Annotated in this window: 16 protein-coding genes; 13 read left to right on the top strand and 3 right to left on the bottom strand. The window is 73.6% G+C overall.

All coding sequences use genetic code 11. The features are described from left to right. Positions 1–96: 96 nt before the first annotated feature. From def to AB0F62_RS23980, 3 genes are all read left to right on the top strand, one after another. Complete coding sequence (def, locus tag AB0F62_RS23990; protein ID WP_361802582.1) at positions 97–642, top strand: peptide deformylase; 546 nt, start codon at positions 97–99, stop codon at positions 640–642. A gap of 32 nt (positions 643–674) precedes the next feature. Further along, entirely contained in the window at positions 675–1,607 is a 933-nt protein-coding gene (fmt, locus tag AB0F62_RS23985) for a methionyl-tRNA formyltransferase (RefSeq protein ID WP_361802579.1), read from the top strand. Between the two features lie 189 nt (positions 1,608–1,796). Next, a complete protein-coding gene (locus AB0F62_RS23980) occupies positions 1,797–3,185 on the top strand; it encodes a transcription antitermination factor NusB (RefSeq protein WP_361802761.1) in 1,389 nt (462 codons plus the stop codon). 55 nt (positions 3,186–3,240) lie between these two features. Here AB0F62_RS23980 and AB0F62_RS23975 read toward each other — a convergent pair whose 3' ends face one another. Then, positions 3,241–4,389, bottom strand: a complete 1,149-nt coding sequence (locus AB0F62_RS23975) for a glycoside hydrolase family 19 protein (RefSeq protein WP_361802576.1) — start codon at positions 4,387–4,389, stop codon at positions 3,241–3,243. Positions 4,390–4,806: 417 nt separating this feature from the next. Here AB0F62_RS23975 and AB0F62_RS23970 point away from each other — a divergent pair, with 417 nt between their 5' ends. Further along, positions 4,807–6,063 (top strand): FAD-binding protein, encoded by a 1,257-nt coding sequence (locus tag AB0F62_RS23970; RefSeq protein ID WP_361802573.1) that lies wholly within the window; start codon positions 4,807–4,809, stop codon positions 6,061–6,063. A 294-nt stretch (positions 6,064–6,357) separates the two neighbouring features. Here AB0F62_RS23970 and AB0F62_RS23965 read toward each other — a convergent pair whose 3' ends face one another. After that, complete coding sequence (locus AB0F62_RS23965) at positions 6,358–8,517, bottom strand: MMPL family transporter (protein WP_361802570.1); 2,160 nt, start codon at positions 8,515–8,517, stop codon at positions 6,358–6,360. A gap of 148 nt (positions 8,518–8,665) precedes the next feature. On the opposite strand from AB0F62_RS23965, the gene rpe reads away from it, so the two are divergent. The 8 genes from rpe to AB0F62_RS23925 all read left to right on the top strand — a co-directional run bounded on the left by rpe (position 8,666) and on the right by AB0F62_RS23925 (position 16,186). After that, complete coding sequence (gene rpe / locus AB0F62_RS23960) at positions 8,666–9,331, top strand: ribulose-phosphate 3-epimerase (protein ID WP_361802567.1); 666 nt, start codon at positions 8,666–8,668, stop codon at positions 9,329–9,331. A gap of 87 nt (positions 9,332–9,418) precedes the next feature. Beyond that, positions 9,419–10,441 (top strand): sugar-binding domain-containing protein, encoded by a 1,023-nt coding sequence (locus tag AB0F62_RS23955; protein ID WP_361802758.1) that lies wholly within the window; start codon positions 9,419–9,421, stop codon positions 10,439–10,441. Positions 10,442–10,507: 66 nt separating this feature from the next. Next, entirely contained in the window at positions 10,508–10,900 is a 393-nt protein-coding gene (locus AB0F62_RS23950; RefSeq protein WP_361802564.1) for a ribonuclease domain-containing protein, read from the top strand. Beyond that, positions 10,897–11,214 carry a barstar family protein gene (locus AB0F62_RS23945; protein WP_361802561.1) on the top strand — a complete coding sequence of 106 codons (318 nt, stop codon included), beginning with the start codon at positions 10,897–10,899 and terminating at the stop codon, positions 11,212–11,214. Before AB0F62_RS23950 ends, AB0F62_RS23945 begins: the two co-directional genes overlap by 4 nt. Positions 11,215–11,260: 46 nt before the next feature. After that, the gene (locus AB0F62_RS23940; protein ID WP_361802755.1) at positions 11,261–12,709 is read left to right on the top strand and encodes a GuaB1 family IMP dehydrogenase-related protein; all 1,449 of its coding nucleotides are present in this window, start codon (positions 11,261–11,263) and stop codon (positions 12,707–12,709) included. A 258-nt stretch (positions 12,710–12,967) separates the two neighbouring features. After that, complete coding sequence (locus AB0F62_RS23935) at positions 12,968–13,423, top strand: Lrp/AsnC family transcriptional regulator (protein WP_361802558.1); 456 nt, start codon at positions 12,968–12,970, stop codon at positions 13,421–13,423. A gap of 195 nt (positions 13,424–13,618) precedes the next feature. After that, positions 13,619–14,419 (top strand): carbon-nitrogen hydrolase family protein, encoded by an 801-nt coding sequence (locus tag AB0F62_RS23930; protein ID WP_361802555.1) that lies wholly within the window; start codon positions 13,619–13,621, stop codon positions 14,417–14,419. A 60-nt stretch (positions 14,420–14,479) separates the two neighbouring features. Beyond that, complete coding sequence (locus AB0F62_RS23925; RefSeq protein WP_361802552.1) at positions 14,480–16,186, top strand: FAD-dependent oxidoreductase; 1,707 nt, start codon at positions 14,480–14,482, stop codon at positions 16,184–16,186. 7 nt (positions 16,187–16,193) lie between these two features. On the opposite strand, the gene AB0F62_RS23920 is transcribed toward AB0F62_RS23925, so the two are convergent. Then, complete coding sequence (locus tag AB0F62_RS23920) at positions 16,194–16,883, bottom strand: DUF5995 family protein (RefSeq protein ID WP_361802549.1); 690 nt, start codon at positions 16,881–16,883, stop codon at positions 16,194–16,196. A 337-nt stretch (positions 16,884–17,220) separates the two neighbouring features. Here AB0F62_RS23920 and AB0F62_RS23915 point away from each other — a divergent pair, with 337 nt between their 5' ends. Continuing rightward, positions 17,221–18,060 carry a helix-turn-helix transcriptional regulator gene (locus AB0F62_RS23915; RefSeq protein ID WP_361802546.1) on the top strand — a complete coding sequence of 280 codons (840 nt, stop codon included), beginning with the start codon at positions 17,221–17,223 and terminating at the stop codon, positions 18,058–18,060. The last annotated feature ends 215 nt before the right edge of the window (positions 18,061–18,275 follow it).

Here is an 18,275-nt window from a genome sequence, read left to right as displayed (position 1 = left end):
CCCTTCGGGGGGCGTGCGCAGGGGTGCGCGCCCCCACCCCACCGGCCCATAGACTGGTGCGGTTGCCCTGTCGCCGTACGACCACGGAGCCATCGCGTGTCCATCCAGCCGATCCGCCTCTTCGGCGACCCCGTGCTGCGCATGAAGGCGCAGCCCGTGACCGTCTTCGACAAGGAGCTGCGCACCCTCGTCCGGGACCTCGAGGAGACCATGCGGGACGCCCCCGGCGCCGGCCTGGCGGCCCCTCAGATCGGCGTCTCGCTGCGGGTGTTCACCTACCACGTGGACGGCGAGCTCGGCCATCTGGTCAACCCCGACCTCAGTCTGAGCGACGACGAGCAGGACGGCCCCGAAGGCTGCCTCTCCCTGCCCGGACTGCGCTTCGACACCAAGCGTGCCCACGGCGTGGTCGCCAAGGGCTTCAACATGCACGGCGACCCGGTGACCATCGAGGGCACCCGGCTGCTCGCCCGCTGCATCCAGCACGAGACCGACCACCTCGACGGCATCATCTTCATCGACCGCCTCGACCGCGAGCAGCGCAAGGCCGCCATGAAGGCCATACGCGAGGCCGAGTGGGCCGGTCAGCCCGCGCCCCAGGTCCGCGTCTCCCCGCACAGCACATTCGGCCGCGCACTGTAGAGCCGCGCACCGCAGAAAGGCATCCCGTACGCATGAGGCTCGTCTTCGCCGGCACCCCCGAGGTCGCCGTTCCCGCCCTCGACGCCCTGATCGCCTCCGGCCGGCACGAGGTCGTCGCCGTCGTCACCCGGCCGGACGCCACGGCGGGACGCGGCCGCAAGCTCATCGCCAGCCCCGTGGCCCAGCGGGCCGAGGAGGCCGGCATCGAGGTCCTCAAGCCCGCCAGGCCGCGCGACGAGGACTTCCTCGCCCGGCTGCGGGAGATCGCCCCCGACTGCTGCCCGGTCGTCGCCTACGGCGCGCTGCTGCCCCGCGTCGCCCTCGACGTGCCCGCCCACGGCTGGGTCAACCTGCACTTCTCCCTGCTCCCCGCCTGGCGCGGCGCCGCACCGGTGCAGCACGCGGTCATGGCGGGCGACGAGGTCACCGGCGCCGCGACCTTCCTCATCGAGGAGGGCCTGGACTCCGGGCCGGTCTACGGCGTCGTCACCGAGGACGTCCGCCCGCGCGACACCAGCGGCGACCTGCTCACCCGGCTCGCGCACAGCGGCGCGAAGCTGCTCTCCGCCACCATGGACGGCATCGAGGACGGCACGCTGGTGGCCCGCCCGCAGCCCGGCGAGGGCATCAGCCTGGCTCCCAAGATCACCGTCGATGACGCCCGGGTCGACTGGAACGCCCCGGCGCTGCGCGTCGACCGGGTGGTCCGCGGCTGCACCCCCGCGCCCGGCGCCTGGACCCTCTTCGGCGGCGAGCGCCTCAAGATCGGCCCCGTGACCCCCCGGCCCGAGCGCACCGACCTGGCGCCCGGCGAGCTGGAGGTCACCAAGCGCGCCGTGTACGTGGGCACCGGCAGCCACGCCGTGGAACTCGGCGAGGTGCGCCCGCAGGGCAAGAAGCCGATGGCCGCCGCCGACTGGGCGCGCGGCGTCCGTGTCCCCTCCGGCGAACGGCTCGGCGGGTAACCGCACGCCCTCCACGTACGCTCGAAGCGGGGGCGCACCGCGCCCCCGCCGTACCACCGACACTCCCGGAGCACCTTTCACGTGAGCGAACCGTCACGCCGCCGACCGCATCCCGCCGCCCGCCGGGGCCGCACCCAGGGCGGACCCCCGCAGGGCGGCCGGCCCTACCGCAAGCCGCAGCGCGACCCCGTGCGCATCCTGGCGTTCGAGGCACTGCGGGCGGTCGACGAGCGCGACGCGTACGCCAACCTCGTCCTGCCCGCGCTGCTGCGCGAGGCCGAGACCGAGGCCGCGCGCAAGGGCCGGGAGTTCGGCCGGCGCGACGCGGCGCTCGCCACCGAGCTGGTGTACGGCACCCTGCGCCGCCAGGGCACCTACGACGCCGTCATCGCGGCCTGTGTGGACCGGCCGCTGCGCGAGGTCGACCCGCCCGTGCTGGACGTCCTGTCGCTCGGCACGCACCAGCTGCTGGGGACCCGCATCCCCACGCACGCGGCGGTCTCCGCCACCGTCGAGCTGGCCCGTGTGGTGCTCGGCGACGGGCGGGCCAAGTTCGTCAACGCGGTGCTGCGCCGGATCGCCGCGAAGGACCTGGACACCTGGCTGGGCGACGTGGCGCCGCCCTACGACGAGGATCCCGAGGACCACCTCGCCGTCGTCCACTCGCATCCGCGCTGGATCGTCTCGGCCCTGTGGGACGCCCTCGGCGGCGGTCGCGCCGGCATGGAGGAGCTGCTCGCCGCGGACAACGAGCGCCCCGAGGTCACCCTGGTGGCGCGCCCCGGCCGCGCCACGCCGCAGGAACTCGCCGACGCGCTCCCCGCCGAGGCGACCGTCCCCGGCCGCTGGTCGCCCTACGCCGTCCGGCTCGCCGAGGGCGGCGACCCCGCGTCCATCGAGGCCGTGCGCGAGGGCCGCGCCGGCGTCCAGGACGAGGGCAGCCAGCTCGTCGCCGCCGCACTGGCCGCCGCTCCGCTGGGCGACGGCCCGGACCGGCTCTGGTTGGACGGCTGCGCCGGTCCCGGCGGCAAGGCGGCCCTGCTCGCCGCGCTCGCCGCGGAGCGCGGGGCGGCCCTGGTCGCCTCCGAGAAGCAGCCGCACCGTGCCCGGCTCGTCGCCCGCGCCCTGTCCGGCAACCCCGGCCCGTACGAGGTGATCGTCGCCGACGGCACCCGCCCGGCCTGGCGCCCCGGGGCCTTCGACCGGGTCCTGGTCGACGTGCCCTGCACCGGCCTGGGCGCCCTGCGCCGCCGTCCCGAGGCCCGCTGGCGCCGCCGCGCCGAGGACGTGCCGGGCTTCGCGCCGCTCCAGCGCGGTCTGCTGGAGTCCGCGCTGCGCGCGGTGCGCGTCGGTGGCGTCGTCGGCTACGCGACCTGCTCCCCGCACGCCGCCGAGACCCGCGCCGTCGTGGAGGACGTCCTGGGCCGGCCGGGTGCCGTCCCCGCCGAATGGGTGGACGCCCGCCCCCTCATGCCCGGAGTGCCCGACCTCGGCGAGGGTCCCGACGTCCAGCTCTGGCCCCATCTGCACGGAACCGACGCGATGTACCTCGCCCTGCTGCGCCGCACCGGGGACTGACGGCGGGTGACGTGTGCGGCCCGGGGAGTCCGGGCCGCACCCCGCCACACGGAGCTCAGCAGTAGAGGTTGCCGCCCGCGCCGACCCCGAGGATCGCCGTGAACTGCTGGTACTTGCTCACCCGGCTCTGCACCTGCGCCGGGTTGCGGCCGTCGCACTCCAGGGATCCGTTGATGGAGCGGATCGTCTGGCCGAAGCCGGCCTGGTTCACCATGGCGTTGTGCGGGGTCATCGTGCCCGGGCCGCTCTGGGTGTTCCAGTACCAAAGGCCCGTGCGCCAGGCGACGGCGGCGTCCTGCTCGACGCGCCAGGGGTTGCCCAGCAGGTCGATGCCGAGGGCGTCGCCCGCCGCCTTGTAGTTGAAGTTCCAGCTGAGCTGGATGGGGCCGCGGCCGTAGTACGCCGCCTGGCCGGCCGGGCAGCCGTAGGGCCGGCCCCAGTCGCAGTAGTGCGGGTAGTTGGCCGTGTTCTGCTCGACCACGTACACCAGCCCGCCCGTCTCGTGGCTGACGTTGGCGAGGAAGGCGGCGGCCTCCTGCCTCTTCACGGTGTCGCTGCCGGAGTTGGCGAAGCCCGGGTAGGAGCTCAGGGCCGCGACCAGGCCGCTGTAGGTGTAGAAGCCGTTGCGGCCCGGGAACATCTGGTTGAACTGGGCCTCGCTGACGACGAATCCGGACGGGTTGGTGCCGCCGCCGCCGCTCGCGGGGGCGTTCCACTTCTGGTTGGCCCCGCCGGTGCAGCTCCAGATCTGCAGCCGGGTGGCGTTGGCGGAACTGTTGTCGCGGACGTCCAGGCACTTGTTGGCGGCGGGGTTGACGATGTCGTGGGCCGCGGTGACGACCCACTGCTGGTTGGCGCTGCCCGCGCAGTCCCACAACTGGACCGCGGCTCCGTCGGCGGTGCCGCGGTCGACGACGTCGAGGCACTTGCCGAGCGCGCGCAGTGTGCCGTCGCCGGGGTTGGACCAGCGCTGGGCGTTGGTCCCGTTGCAGTCGTAGAGCTGTACGGCGGTGCCGTTGGCGCTGTTCGCCGCGGCGACGTCGACGCACTTGCCGGCGAGGCCGGTGATCTGGCCGTCCGCCGCGCGGGCGGCCGGCGTCGCGACGAACAGGGTGGCGAGGAGTGCGGCGAGGACGGCGAACACCACGGACGGGCCCAGGGCGGCGCGCCCGGTGGGAGGCCGTCCGGCGAGGGACGTGGACATGGGGGAGTCGCTCCTTACCCGGCCCGGGGCCGTGGTCGTGGGGGGAGGGAGCTTCGCGGGGGTGCTCGCACGGCTGCGGGGCGGGGGATCACGCACGGACGGGGCGCGGAGCCCGTCGTGCATCGGAGAGCGTGAACTTCCCTGTGGCACCTTCCCGTTGAGCCCAGGTTAGGTCTAGACCATGCCAGCCTGACGGGAGCACGTCAATACCATGGGTGTGGACCGGGAACCGCGGCAGCCGTCCCGTGAGGTGCGAGCCGGCACGGAGGAACCGGCGTGTCCGGCGACCCCGGGCCCCCGCGCGCACGCGCCGGCGGCGACAATCACCGTGGAACCGGAGGCCTCGACCGCTGGACCGGGCACGCCGCGCGCCGAGCGGCGGCCGGGAGCGAGGCCGGACAGGAAGGAACGACCGCGATGCCCGCGGAGAGCAACTGGGGCGGCAACGTCGCCTTCACCGCACGCCGACTCCACCGCCCCGAGTCCGTGGCCCGGCTTCAGGAGATCGTCGCGCGCTCCGGCCGGGTGCGCGCCCTGGGTACGCGGCACTCTTTCAGCACCGTCGCCGACACCGACGGCGAGCATGTCTCGACCTCGCGGCTGCCCGCCGTGATCGACATCGACCCCGCCGCCCGCACCGCCACGGTCGGTTCAGGGCTGCGCTTCGGCGAGATCGTCCACGCCATCGACGACGCGGGCCTCGCGCTGCACAATCTCGGCTCCCTGCCGCACATCTCCGTGGCCGGGGCGTGCGCCACCGGCACCCACGGCTCCGGCACCGCGAACCGCAGCCTGGCCGGGGCGGTACGGGCGCTGACCATGGTCACCGCCGACGGCGAGTGCGTCGAGATCCGGCGTGGCGACCCGGACTTCGACGGCTCTGTCGTCGCCCTCGGCGCGCTCGGCGTGGTGACACGGCTGACCCTCGACCTGGTGCCCGCCTTCACCATGCGGCAGACGGTCTACGAGGACATGCCCGGGGAGGGGTTCCGGGAGAACCTCGACGCGGTGATGGCCGGCGCGTACAGCGTGTCCGCGTTCACCCGGTGGCGGGACCGGGCCGTCGACCAGGTGTGGGTCAAGGAGCGGGTCGACGCCGACACGGCCGAGCCCGCGCCCGGCACGTGGTTCGGGGCCATCGCGGCCGACGGGCCGCGGCACCCGATCCCCGGCATGCCGGGGACGCACTGCACGCCGCAGCAAGGTGCCGTCGGGCCCTGGCACGAGCGGCTGCCGCACTTCCGCCTCGAGTTCACCCCGAGCAGCGGGGAGGAGATCCAGTCGGAGTTCTTCGTGGACCGGCGGGACGCCGCGGCGGCGTTCGACGCCCTGTGGCGGGTACGGGAGCGGTTCTCGTCCGTGCTGCTGATCAGTGAGATCCGTGCCGTGGCGGCCGACTCGCTGTGGCTCAGCCCGGCCTACGGGCGCGACAGCATCGCCTTCCACTTCACCTGGAGCCCGGACGCGGAGGCGGTCGCGCGGGCGGTCCGGGTCGTCGAGGAGGCGCTGGCCCCCTTCGCCGCCCGCCCGCACTGGGGCAAGCTCTTCACGCCCTCGCCCGGCACGCTGCGCGAGCTCTACCCGCGCTACGACGACTTCCGGCGGCTCGCCGCCAGGCTCGATCCGTCCGGCACCTTCCGCAACGCCTTCATGCGCGAGCACTTCCCGGACTGACCACGCGGCCGGCGTGGAAACCGCGGCCGCGGCCGCCCCGTCACCTCACCGGCGTGCCGCTCGCCGGGGGCCGCCGTAGACTGGCCGCGGCCGAATTGTCCCGAATGAGAGAGTTGGGCGTCATGTCCAAGCGTGGCAACAAGCGGCGCGCCCGGAAGAAGAAGGGCGCCAACCACGGCAAGCGTCCCAACGCGTGAGACGCGCCGTGCCGCACGTGACCGCCCGCGCCCCGCGCGGGCGGTCACGTCTGTGCGGGAGCCGCCGTGACCGGCGGCACCGCCCGTCCGCCGTCGCTCACGGACCTGACGCACCGGCGCGCGGGGCGTCCAGGGCCGTCGGTTCCCCCGCCCGCGGCGCGGCGCGGGGCCGGTCCAGGCGGCTGGGCCACCACACCCGGTGCCGCAGGTCGAGGCTGAGCGCGGTGACCAGCACCGACCGCACGACCAGGGTGTCCAGCAGGACGCCGAAGGCGACCGCGAAGCCGATCTCGGCGAAGCCGACCACCGGCAGTGTCGCCAGTGCCGCGAAGGTGCCGGCCAGGACGAGACCGGCGGAGGTGATGACGCCGCCGGTGGCCGCGAGGCCGACGAGGGTGCCCTCGCGGGTCCCGGACAGCGCGGTCTCCTCGCGGATCCGCGTCATCAGGAAGATGTTGTAGTCGATGCCCAGCGCCACCAGGAAGACGAAGACGAAGAGCGGGAAGGCCGTGTCCTCGCCCGCGAAACCGAAGAGGTGGCGGAACGCGAGCACGCTGACGCCGAGCGCGGCGGCGAAGGAGAGCACGACGGTCGCGATGAGCACCAGTGGCGCGATGAGGGCCCGCAGCAGGATGGCGAGGATCACCAGCACGACGACGAGGATCATCGGGATGAGCAGCTTGTTGTCGTGCGCGGCGGCGCGGCCCGCGTCGAGCTGGGTCGCCGTTCCGCCGCCGACCTTGGCGTCGGCGCCGGGCAGGGCGTGCAGGGCCTCCCGGGCGCGGTCCACGGTGTCCTTGGCGGCCTGGCTGTCGGCCGGGTCGGTGAGCGTGGCCTCCAGATAGACCCGTCCGTCCTTCTCCGCCGGCGCCCCCCGCGGGACGACCGCCGAGCCGGGGGCGACGCCCTTGAGGCCGCCGAGCGCGGCCTTCACCTCCGCCGCCGCGTCCGCGTCGGCGATCACCACCAGCGGCTGTCCGGAGCCGGCCGGGAAGTAGCGGGCCTCGACCTGCTGGCCGGTGACGGAGTCGGGGGTGCCGGTGAAGCTCTCGGCGTTGCTCAGGCCCGCCGCCTTCAGGCCGATCAGGCCCAGCGACAGCACGGCCAGTGCGGCGGCGGTGCCCACCCAGACCGCCCGCGGCCGCCGGTCGATCCGGTGCCCCGTCCGGGACCACAGCCCGCTGCGGGTGGGCTCCGCCGAGCCGACGTGCGGGATCGCGGGCCAGAACACCCAGCGGCCCACGATGACCAGCAGGGCGGGGAAGAGCGTGAGCATGGCGGCCAGGCCGATGGCGATGCCGACGGCGGCGACCGGCCCGAGTCCGGAGGTCGAGTTCATCTCGGCGGCCAGCAGGCACAGCATGCTCACCGCGACCGTGGCGGCGCTGGCGACGATCGCCGGTCCCGCCCGGTGCAGGGCGAGCGCCATGGCCTCGTGCCGGTCCTCGTGACGCCGCAGCTCCTCGCGGTAGCGGGCCACCAGCAGCAGCGCGTAGTCCGTACCGGCGCCGAACACCAGGACGGTGAGAATGCCCGCGCTCTGCGCGTTGACGACGAGGTCGGCGTGCTCGGCCAGCAGATAGACGGCCGCCTGCGCCGTGAACAGGGCTCCGATGACCGAGACGACCGGCAGCAGGATGAGGGTGAGGCTGCGGTAGGTCAGCAGCAGGATGACGACGACCACGGCGAGCGCGCTGTACAGCAGGGTGCCGTCGATGCCCTCGAAGGCCTCGGCGGAGTCGGCCGCGAAACCACCCGGTCCGGTGATGTGCACCTCGAGGCCGCCGGTGTCCTCGCCGGCGACGGCGCGGATGTCGGCCACCGCGGCGGCGAGGCCCGTCCAGCCGCCCTCGTCCACGCTGATCGGGACGATGAGCTGCGCGGCGCGCGGGCCGGCCGCCCGCTCCTCGTACACCGGGCCGACGGTGCGGCTGCCGAAGACGCCGTTGGCCGTCATCTCCCGTATCCGCGCCGCGTCCTGATCGACCGTCGTGCGGTCGTCGGCGGTCAGCCCTCCGGGGCGCGCGTAGATGACGACGGCGGGCGCGGTGTCGGGCAGGAACCCCTTCTGCAGCTCCAGGACCCGGGTGGACTCGGCGCTGCCCGGCAGCCAGGAGGAGGAGTCGTTCTGCTGGGCGTCCGTGAGCTTCTGGGCCAGGGGCGCGATCACCACCAGCAGGACGAGCCACAGCGCCAGCACGACCCATTTGCCGCGGCGTCCGCAGACCAGAACCGCCCAATCGCGTGGAGCCTTCACACCCGCCACCTCCGCCTCGCCAAGGCGTCCCCCGAGGAGTGCTCTCGATCCGCACAGCATCCCACGCCCGCCCGGGCCGTGCGGGGTGGTTTTCCACAGCCGGTCGCCCGGTGCGCGGGCGGGCGGCGTCCACCGCCATACTGGGGGCATGGCCGTGCAGATCAACCCCAGTATTCTCTCCGCCGACTTCGCGCGGCTCGCCGACGAGGCGCGGGCCGTCGAGGGCGCGGACTGGCTCCACGTCGACGTGATGGACAATCACTTCGTCCCCAACCTGACGCTCGGCGTGCCGGTGGTGGAGTCGCTCCGCAAGGCGACGGAGACCCCGCTCGACTGTCACCTGATGATCGCCGATCCGGACCGCTGGGCCCCGGCCTACGTCGAGGCGGGGGCGAGTTCCGTCACCTTCCACGTCGAGGCGGCCGCGGCCCCGGTGCGCCTGGCCCGGGAGATCCGCGCCAAGGGTGCCCGGGCCTCCATGGCGCTGAAGCCCGCCACCCCGGTCGAGCCGTACGAGGATCTGCTGCCCGAGCTCGACATGCTGCTGATCATGACCGTGGAGCCCGGCTTCGGCGGCCAGGCCTTCCTGGACATCATGCTGCCCAAGATCCGCCGCGCCCGGAAGCTGATCGACAAGCACGGCCTGGATCTGTGGCTGCAGGTCGACGGCGGCGTCTCGGCCGCCACCATCGAGCGCTGTGCCGAGGCCGGCGCGGACGTCTTCGTCGCCGGTTCCGCCGTCTACGGCGCCGAGGATCCGGCCGAGGCCGTGAGGGGTCTGCGCAAGCAGGCGGCGGCCGCCTGCGCGCACTGACCACTCCGTGGGCAGCGTGCTCCGGTACCGCGGAGTACGTGCGAGGATGAGCGCGGAGCCGATCAGATGGGCAACTGGGGAGAGAACGTGACCACAGGCCGCACAGGGGTGCGCATGGGCCCCGGCGAGATGGTCCAGGCGGCGGCGATGGCGCGCCGCTTCTACCTGGAGGGCAAATCCAAGATCCAGATCGCCGAGGAGTTCGGCGTGAGCCGCTTCAAGGTGGCCCGGGTCCTGGAGACGGCCCTCGAGCGCGACCTCGTGCGGATCGAGATCAGGGTCCCGGCGGAACTCGACGCCGAGCGCTCCGACGCCCTGCGGGCCCGCTACGGGCTGCGGCACGCCGTCGTCGTCGAGTCGCCCGCCGACGAGACCGACGGCCCCGACCCGGAGAACCTCGGCGCGGTCGCCGCCCAACTGCTCGGCGAGCTCGTCAGCGAGGGCGACGTGCTCGGCCTCGCCTGGGGGCGCTCCATCATCACCATGGCGAACGCCCTCGACCGGCTGCCGCCGTGCACCGTCGTCCAGCTCACCGGCGTGTACGACGCAGGCACCGCCGACCGCGGCTCGGTGGAGGCGGTCCGCACCGCGGCGGCGGTCTCCGGCGGCGAGGCCCACCCCATGTACGCCCCGATGGTGCTGCGCGATCCGGCGACCGCCGCCGCGCTGCGCGCCCAGAGCGGCATCGCGGCGGCCATGAGCTACTTCGACAAGGTCACCGTGGCCGTGGTGTCGATCGGCTCGTGGGCGGCCGGCATCTCCACCGTCCACGACGCCCTGACCGAGGCGGAGCGCGAGCACTACGCGTCCCTGGGCGTCGCCGCGGAGATGTCCTCGCATCTGTTCGATGCCGAGGGCCGACTGGTCGGCCGTGACCTGGGCGAGCGCTGCATCACGATCGAGGCGGACCGGCTGCGCCGCATCCCCGAGGTCCTCGCCATCGCCGGGGGGTCGCGCAAGGCCGCCGCGGTCGACGCCGTGCTCCGGTCCGGCCTGGTCACCAGCATCGTGACGGACACCGCCGCGGCCGACTACCTGCTGGACTCCACGGCCCCCATGCCGCGCCCGGCCCTCGACCGCTCCGACCCCGAGGCGGCCCGGGGCGCGTAGGGCCCGGGCGCCGTCGCCACGCGCGCCGTGCGCGGCCGGTGCCCCCGGCTGTGACAGCATCACCGCATGCCGACCGGGCCCGCCCGCCGCCTCCTCGCGATCACCGTCGCCCTCCTGGGCGCTCTCGCGCTGCTGCTCACCGGCTGCTCGCTGCCGACGGCCGATACATCGCCGGCGGAGACGGTGCCCACGGTGGCCGCCGGCACCCTGCCCGCCGAGGCCCGGGAGACGCTCCGCCTGATCGACACGGGCGGCCCCTTCCCGTACGCGAAGGACGGCACCGTCTTCCACAACTTCGAGGGCATCCTGCCGTCACGCCCGAGCGACTATTACCACGAGTACACCGTGCCGACCCCGGGTGCGCCGGACCGCGGCGCCCGCCGCATCGTCACCGGAGCCGGCGGCGAGATCTACTACACCGACGACCACTACAAGACCTTCAGGGCGGTCCGCAGATGACGGCAACGGCGGTGCTGGACCTCCACGGGGTCACCACCAAGAGCGCGTTCATGGACCGCAGCGCCGAGCAGTTGAGGCTGCCCCACTGGTTCGGCCGCAACTGGGACGCGCTCTACGACTGCCTCACCGACCTGCCGGACCCCGCACAGGGCGGCCTGCGCCTGGTCGTACGCGGGTGGCAGGGGTACGCGGCCGCCGAGCCGGGGGAGTGGGAGACCGCCCGCCGGGTCCTCGCGGACGCCGCCGCCTTCCACGATCCCGCCGGGCTCCGCTTCGAGGTCGTTTTGGAGGAAGCTACGAGCGACCCTTTGTGAGCACCGGAGTTTCCTCCGTGTTCATTCCGGCTCCGCCCATGCAAAACTGAAGTACGTGCGTTTCCTCAATGATGCAAAGCCTCCGTACGACCTGACGTACGACGACGTGTTCATGGTCCCCAGCCGCTCGGCGGTGGGTTCCCGCCAGGGTGTGGACCTCTCGGCGCCCGACGGCACCGGTACCACCATCCCGCTCGTGGTCGCCAACATGACCGCCATCGCCGGACGGCGCATGGCCGAGACCGTCGCCCGTCGCGGAGGCCTGGTGGTCATCCCCCAGGACATCCCGATCGAGGTGATCACCGATGTGATCGGCTGGGTCAAGCAGCGCCACCTCGTCCTCGACACCCCGATCGTGCTGGGCCCGCACGCCACCGTCGCCGACGCCCTGGCCCTGCTGCCCAAGCGCGCGCACGGCGCCGCCGTGGTCGTCGAGGACGGGCGTCCGGTCGGCATCGTCACCGAGCACGACCTCACCGGTGTGGACCGCTTCACCCAGGTGTCCGTGGTGATGTCCAAGGACCTCCTGCTGGTGCCCGCGGACATCGACCCGCGCGAGGCCTTCAACCGCCTGGAGGAGGCCCACCGCAAGCTCGCCCCCGCCGTCGACGCCGACGGCAGGCTGGCCGGCATCCTCACCCGCAAGGGAGCGCTGCGCGCCACCCTCTACACCCCGGCCACCGACGCCGGCGGGCGGCTGCGCATCGCCGCCGCCGTCGGCATCAACGGCGACGTCGCGGGCAAGGCCAAGCAGCTGCTCGACGCGGGCGTGGACACCCTCGTCGTCGACACCGCCCACGGCCACCAGGAGAGCATGATCCAGGCCGTGAAGGCCGTCCGCGCGCTGGACCCGCAGGTGCCGGTCGTGGCGGGCAACGTCGTCTCCGCCGAGGGCGTGCGCGACCTGATCGAGGCCGGTGCCGACATCGTCAAGGTCGGCGTGGGCCCCGGCGCGATGTGCACCACCCGCATGATGACCGGCGTGGGACGCCCCCAGTTCTCCGCCGTCCTGGAGTGCGCCGCCGAGGCCGCGCGGCACGGCAAGCACGTCTGGGCCGACGGCGGGGTCCGGCACCCGCGCGACGTCGCCATGGCGCTCGCCGCCGGTGCGTCCAACGTCATGATCGGCTCCTGGTTCGCGGGCACCTACGAGTCCCCCGGCGACCTGCAGCAGACCGCCGACGGCCGGCTGTACAAGGAGAGCTTCGGCATGGCCTCCGCCCGCGCCGTGGCCAACCGCACCAGCGAGGAGTCCGCCTACGACCGTGCCCGCAAGGGCCTGTTCGAGGAGGGCATCTCCACCTCGCGGATGTTCCTCGACCCGGCCCGTCCCGGCGTCGAGGACCTGGTCGACTCGATCATCGCGGGTGTCCGCAGCTCCTGCACGTACGCCGGGGCCGCCAACCTCGCCGAGTTCGCCGAGAAGGCCGTCGTCGGCATCCAGAGCGCGGCCGGCTACGCCGAGGGCAAGCCGCTGCACGCCAGCTGGCAGTAGCCGGCACCTCCGGCCGGGCGCCCCGTTCGCGGAAGCGGACGGGGCGCAGCCGTGACCGGGCGCGGTCACGGCCCGGGGCGACCCGCGGCCGGCCGGGACCGTCCGACGGTCTCGGACCCCGCGCGAGGGTGACGATCGGCTGCGACGCGATCACCCGGGGGTGCTGCGCCGGTCGGACGGCGCCCGGGCTCGTAGTCTGTGTCGCGTACGGCATGCGCCGTTCCCCGCTCGCTCGCGAAGAGAAGTGACCCACCCCCAGTGCGACTGAACGAACTCGACGAACGCATCGTCCACGCCCTCGCCGAGGACGCCCGCCGCTCCTTCGCCGACATCGGCGGCCTCGTCGGGCTCTCCGCCCCCGCCGTGAAGCGCCGGGTCGACCGGCTGCTTGCCGAGGGCGCCATCACCGGCTTCACCGTCCGGGTCGAGCCCGCCGCACTGGGCTGGGAGACCGAGGCGTTCGTCGAGCTCTACTGCCGCCACAACACCTCGCCGGAGGACATCCGGCGCGGCCTGTCGCGCTACCCGGAGGTCGCCTCCGCCTCGACCGTCACCGGCGAGGCGGACGCCGTCGTCCAGATCTACGCCTCCGACGTGCGCCACTTCGAGCGGGTCCTGGAGCGGATCGCGGGCGAGCCCTTCGTGGAGCGCACCAAGTCGGTGCTGGTGCTCTCCCCGCTGCTGCGCCGCTACACCTCCGGCTCACCCGCGTAGGGGCCGCGCCGGGACGACCCGGCGCGACGACGAACGCGCGCGGGAACACCCGGCGCAACGAATCGCCGCGTTCCCGCCCCGGCGCGCAACGAATCGACGGTCGGTGCGCAACGGACGCGTCTTGTCGCCCGGATGCCCGGAATCGTACCGTCGAGGCAGACCGGAACACGCTTCCCACCAGGCGAAAGAGGCTCCATGGCGCCGCTGCGCACCGCGCTGTACCAAGGCCCGAGCGGCGTCCCCTCCTCCGTGGACGACAGCCTGGCCGCGCTCGACGCCGCGGCGCGCCGGGCCTCGGCCGCGGGAGCCCGTCTGCTGGTCACCCCCGAGATGTTCCTGACCGGCTACGCCCTCGGCGACGCGATACCCGACCTGGCCGAAGCCGCCGGAGGCCCGAGCGCCGCCCGCGTCGCGCGGATCGCCGCCGAGCACGGCCTCGGGATCGTCTACGGCTACCCCGAGCGCGACGGCTGCGGCGTCTTCAACTCCGCCCAGCTGATCGGCCCGGACGGCGAGCGCCTCGCCAACTACCGCAAGACCCACCTCTTCGGCGACTTCGAGCGCACCTGGTTCACCCCCGGCGACGACGCCGTCGTCCAGGCCGAGCTCGACGGCACCCGGATCGGCCTCCTCATCTGCTACGACGTCGAGTTCCCGGAGAACGTGCGGGCCCACGCCCTGTCCGGTACCCAGCTGCTCGCCGTGCCCACCGCGCTGATGCGGCCCTACGAGTTCGTCGCCCAGACCCTCGTCCCGGCCCGTGCGTACGAGAGCCAGCTGCACGTGGCCTACGCCAACCGCTGCGGCCCCGAGGGCGAGTTCGACTTCGCCGGGCTCAGCTGCCTCGCCGGGCCCGACGGCGCCGTACGCGCCCGCGCCGGCACCGCCGAGGAACTGGTCGTCGCCGACGCCGACCCGGCACTCCTGCGCGCGGTCCGCGAGGAGACCCCCTACCTCGACGACCGCCGCCCCGAGCTCTACCGCTCGCTGGGCTGACCCGCACTCCACCCCCGCTCCACCGCCCCACCCCCGCTTCACAGCCAGGAGAGCCACGCCATGACGTCCACGGTGCCCACCGCGGTCCACGACGAGCAGCACCCCGAGGTGCGGTCGGCGCCGCCGATCACCATGTTCGGCCCGGACTTCCCGTACGCGTACGACGACTTCCTGGCGAGCCCCGCGGGCCTGGGCTCCATACCGGCGACCGAGCACGGCGCGGAGGTCGCGGTCATCGGCGGCGGCCTCTCCGGCATCGTCGCCGCGTACGAGCTGATGAAGATGGGCCTCCGGCCCGTCGTCTACGAGGCCGACCGGATCGGCGGGCGGCTGCGCACCGTGGGCTTCGAGGGCTGTGACGAGAGCCTGACCGCGGAGATGGGCGCGATGCGCTTCCCGCCCTCCTCGACCGCCCTGCAGCACTACATCGACCTCGTGGGCCTGGAGACCAAGCCGTTCCCCAACCCGCTCGCGCCCGAGACCCCCTCGACCGTCGTCGACCTCAAGGGCGAGTCGCACTACGCCGAGACCATCGAGGACCTCCCGCAGGTGTACCGCGACGTCGCGCACGCGTGGAACGCCTGCCTGGAGGAGGGCGCGGACTTCTCCGACATGAACCGCGCCATGCGCGAGCGCGACGTCCCGCGCATCCGCGAGATCTGGGCGAAGCTCGTGGAGAAGCTCGACAACCAGACCTTCTACGGCTTCCTCTGCGACTCCGACGCCTTCAAGTCCTTCCGCCACCGCGAGATCTTCGGCCAGGTCGGCTTCGGCACCGGCGGCTGGGACACCGACTTCCCCAACTCCATCCTGGAGATCCTGCGCGTCGTCTACACCGAGGCCGACGACCACCACCGCGGCATCGTCGGCGGCAGCCAGCAGCTCCCGCAGCGGCTGTGGGAGCGCGAGCCGCAGAAGATCGTGCACTGGCCGCACGGCACCTCGCTGAAGTCGCTGCACGGCGGCGACCCCCGCCCGGCCGTCACCCGGCTGCACCGCACCGCGGGCAACCGGATCACCGTCACCGACGCGAACGGCGACATCCGCACCTACCGCGCCGCGATCTTCACCGCACAGAGCTGGATGCTGCTCAGCAAGATCGACTGCGACGACTCGCTCTTCCCGATCGACCACTGGACGGCGATCGAGCGCACCCACTACATGGAGTCCAGCAAGCTCTTCGTCCCCGTCGACCGGCCGTTCTGGCTGGACAAGGACGAGGAGACGGGCCGCGACGTGATGAGCATGACGCTCACCGACCGCATGACCCGCGGCACCTACCTGCTGGACGACGGCCCCGACAGGCCGGCCGTGATCTGCCTCTCCTACACCTGGTGCGACGACAGCCTCAAGTGGCTGCCGCTGAGCGCGTCCGAGCGCATGGAGGTCATGCTCAAGTCGCTCGGCGAGATCTACCCGAAGGTCGACATACGGCGGCACATCATCGGCAACCCGGTGACCGTGTCCTGGGAGAACGAGCCCTACTTCATGGGCGCGTTCAAGGCGAACCTGCCCGGCCACTACCGCTACCAGCGGCGCCTGTTCACCCACTTCATGCAGGACACCCTGCCCGAGGACAAGCGCGGCATCTTCCTCGCCGGCGACGACATCTCCTGGACGGCTGGCTGGGCCGAGGGCGCCGTGCAGACCGCGCTCAACGCCGTGTGGGGCGTCATGCACCAGTTCGGCGGCGCCACGGACCCGACCAACCCCGGCCCCGGCGACCTCTACGACGAGATCGCCCCGGTCGGCCTCGACGAGGACTGAGGCGCCCTCAGCGGCCCAGCGGAGTCAGCAGGAAGCGCCCCACCAGCCCGACACCCGCGTCGAGCTTCTCGGCGAACTCCTCGTACACCTCGGGCAGTCCGCGCAGGGACCACAGCACGCGGGACGCGGCCCACGCCGCGTCCCGCGCGCGTTCCAGGCTCCAGGAACCGGCGAGGTGGGTCAGCGGGTCGGCGAGGTCCAGCAGGTCCGGGCCGGGCATCAGTTCCTCGCGGACGCGTTCCTCGACGGAGGTCAGCAGATCCCCGACCCGGTCGAAGTCCCGCTCCATCGCCGGAGGGTCGCACCCCAGCGCGGAACAGGTGTCCACCACGGCGAGCGCCAGGTCGTGGCCCACGTGCGCGTTGATCCCGGCGAGCGCGAACTGCAGCGGGCGGATGCCGCGGTGCCCGCGCAGTTGCAGCAGCGGCCGCCAGCAGGCCGGGACGGCGCGGCCGTCGACCGCGCCGTCCACCGCACGCAGATAGCGCGCGGCGAAGCGGGCGGCCAGTTCGGCGGCGGCCACGGGATCACCGAAACCGCCCGCGGCCAGGCGGCCGTCCAGCTCCTCGGTGACCGACAGATAGACACGGTTGAACACCGCCACCCCGTCCCGGGGCGGGAGTGCCGTGCCGAGCGCGCGCATACGCGCCACCACCTGGCCCACCCCCGCGGGGACCGGCCGCCGTGCCGTCGTCATGCGCACAGCGTCCCAGCAGGTCGGGCGGCGCACGCGGCACGGCGGCCGTTGCGTCCCCGGATCGGGTGAGTCAGAGCACGCCCGCGTCGCGGGCCGCCCCCACCGGCGGATACTGCGAACGGCGGCTCGTCGCCGGGCGGCGCCACCGCAGCGGCCTCGGCATGAACCGGCTGCCGACCCGACCGGTCGCACCCGTCACCGGCGTGCGCGTCCGCGATCCCTCTCGTCGCCGCGTCCGGACCGGGCTGCGGCGGCCCGCGGCACGGCGGGAGGGACCTTCCGATCCGGGGACCGACACTCCCTGGATAACGCCTCCGCCCGGCGTGATCCTTGAACCGTGGACCTCGACCGTGGGCGACTCGCCGACTTCCTGCGTCGCCGCCGCGCCCGCCTCGCACCGTCCGACGTGGGCCTCACGGACGGCGCGCGGCGCCGCACGCCCGGGCTGCGCCGCGAGGAGGTCGCCCAGCTCGCCGGGATGTCCGCCGACTACTACACCCGGCTCGAGCAGTCACGCGGTCCCCGTCCCTCCCGGCAGATCCTCGGCGCCCTCGCGCGTGCGCTGCGCCTCTCCGAGGACGAGCGCGACCACCTGTTCCACCTGGCCGGCGAGGAACCGCCCCACGGCACCGGGCACGTACGGCCCGGGCTGCTCCTGGTGCTCGACCGGCTCGACGACACCCCCGCGCAGGTCGTCAGCGACACGGGCGACGTCCTCGCCCAGAACGCGATGGCCGCGGCGCTCGTCGGCGACGCCGCGTCCCGTCCGCCGGCGGAGCGCAACCTGGTGCGGCGCTTCTTCCTGGACGCCTCGGCGCGCGAGCTCTTCCCCGCGGCGGACCGTGCGGAGCACGCCCGGCGCCATGTCGCCCACCTGCGCGCGGTGCTGGCCGCCCGGCCCGACGATCGGCGCGCGGGGGCGCTGGTGGCGGAACTGCGGCGTCGCAGCCGGGAGTTCGCGCGCCTGTGGGAGACCCGCGAGGTCGCCGTGCGGTGCGCCGACGTGAGACGGTTCCAGCATCCGGTGGTCGGGCTGATGGAGCTGGAGTGCGAGGTGCTGCTGAGCGCGGAGCGCGGTCAGCGGCTGATCGTCTACACGGCGCGGCCGGGGAGCGAGTCGTACGAGCGGCTGCGGCTGCTGCGGGTGGTGGGGTTGCAGGATCTCGCAGTGCGGTGACCTTGGCGGTCGGCTGACCGGGGTCTCTGTGTGCGGGCCGTTTGTGGTTGCGGTTGGGCTTTTTCCCCGCCCTCCCGCCCGATTGCCCGGCGCGGTCAGGCACCGCGCCGCTGCGTGTGTGGTGGGCCGGGGTCGGGGCCTCCGGGGCTGGGCATTCTGGACCGCATATTTATGTGCATGGCGGGCACCTGCTCTTGTCGTCCCGGATGCCGCAC

The sequence above is a fragment of the Streptomyces sp. NPDC026673 genome, assembly GCF_040638135.1.
Lineage (GTDB): Bacteria > Actinomycetota > Actinomycetes > Streptomycetales > Streptomycetaceae > Actinacidiphila.
This window is presented reverse-complemented; position numbering and strand designations above follow the sequence as displayed.

Coding starts and splice junctions, on each gene's coding strand:
- AB0F62_RS23945 (WP_361802561.1), top strand. CDS start 10,897: ATGACGGCAACGGCGGTGCTGGACCTCCACGGGGTCACCACCAAGAGC.
- rpe (WP_361802567.1), top strand. CDS start 8,666: ATGGCCGTGCAGATCAACCCCAGTATTCTCTCCGCCGACTTCGCGCGG.
- AB0F62_RS23925 (WP_361802552.1), top strand. CDS start 14,480: ATGACGTCCACGGTGCCCACCGCGGTCCACGACGAGCAGCACCCCGAG.
- AB0F62_RS23975 (WP_361802576.1), bottom strand. CDS start 4,389: ATGTCCACGTCCCTCGCCGGACGGCCTCCCACCGGGCGCGCCGCCCTG.
- AB0F62_RS23950 (WP_361802564.1), top strand. CDS start 10,508: ATGCCGACCGGGCCCGCCCGCCGCCTCCTCGCGATCACCGTCGCCCTC.
- AB0F62_RS23930 (WP_361802555.1), top strand. CDS start 13,619: ATGGCGCCGCTGCGCACCGCGCTGTACCAAGGCCCGAGCGGCGTCCCC.
- fmt (WP_361802579.1), top strand. CDS start 675: ATGAGGCTCGTCTTCGCCGGCACCCCCGAGGTCGCCGTTCCCGCCCTC.
- AB0F62_RS23920 (WP_361802549.1), bottom strand. CDS start 16,883: ATGACGACGGCACGGCGGCCGGTCCCCGCGGGGGTGGGCCAGGTGGTG.
- AB0F62_RS23970 (WP_361802573.1), top strand. CDS start 4,807: ATGCCCGCGGAGAGCAACTGGGGCGGCAACGTCGCCTTCACCGCACGC.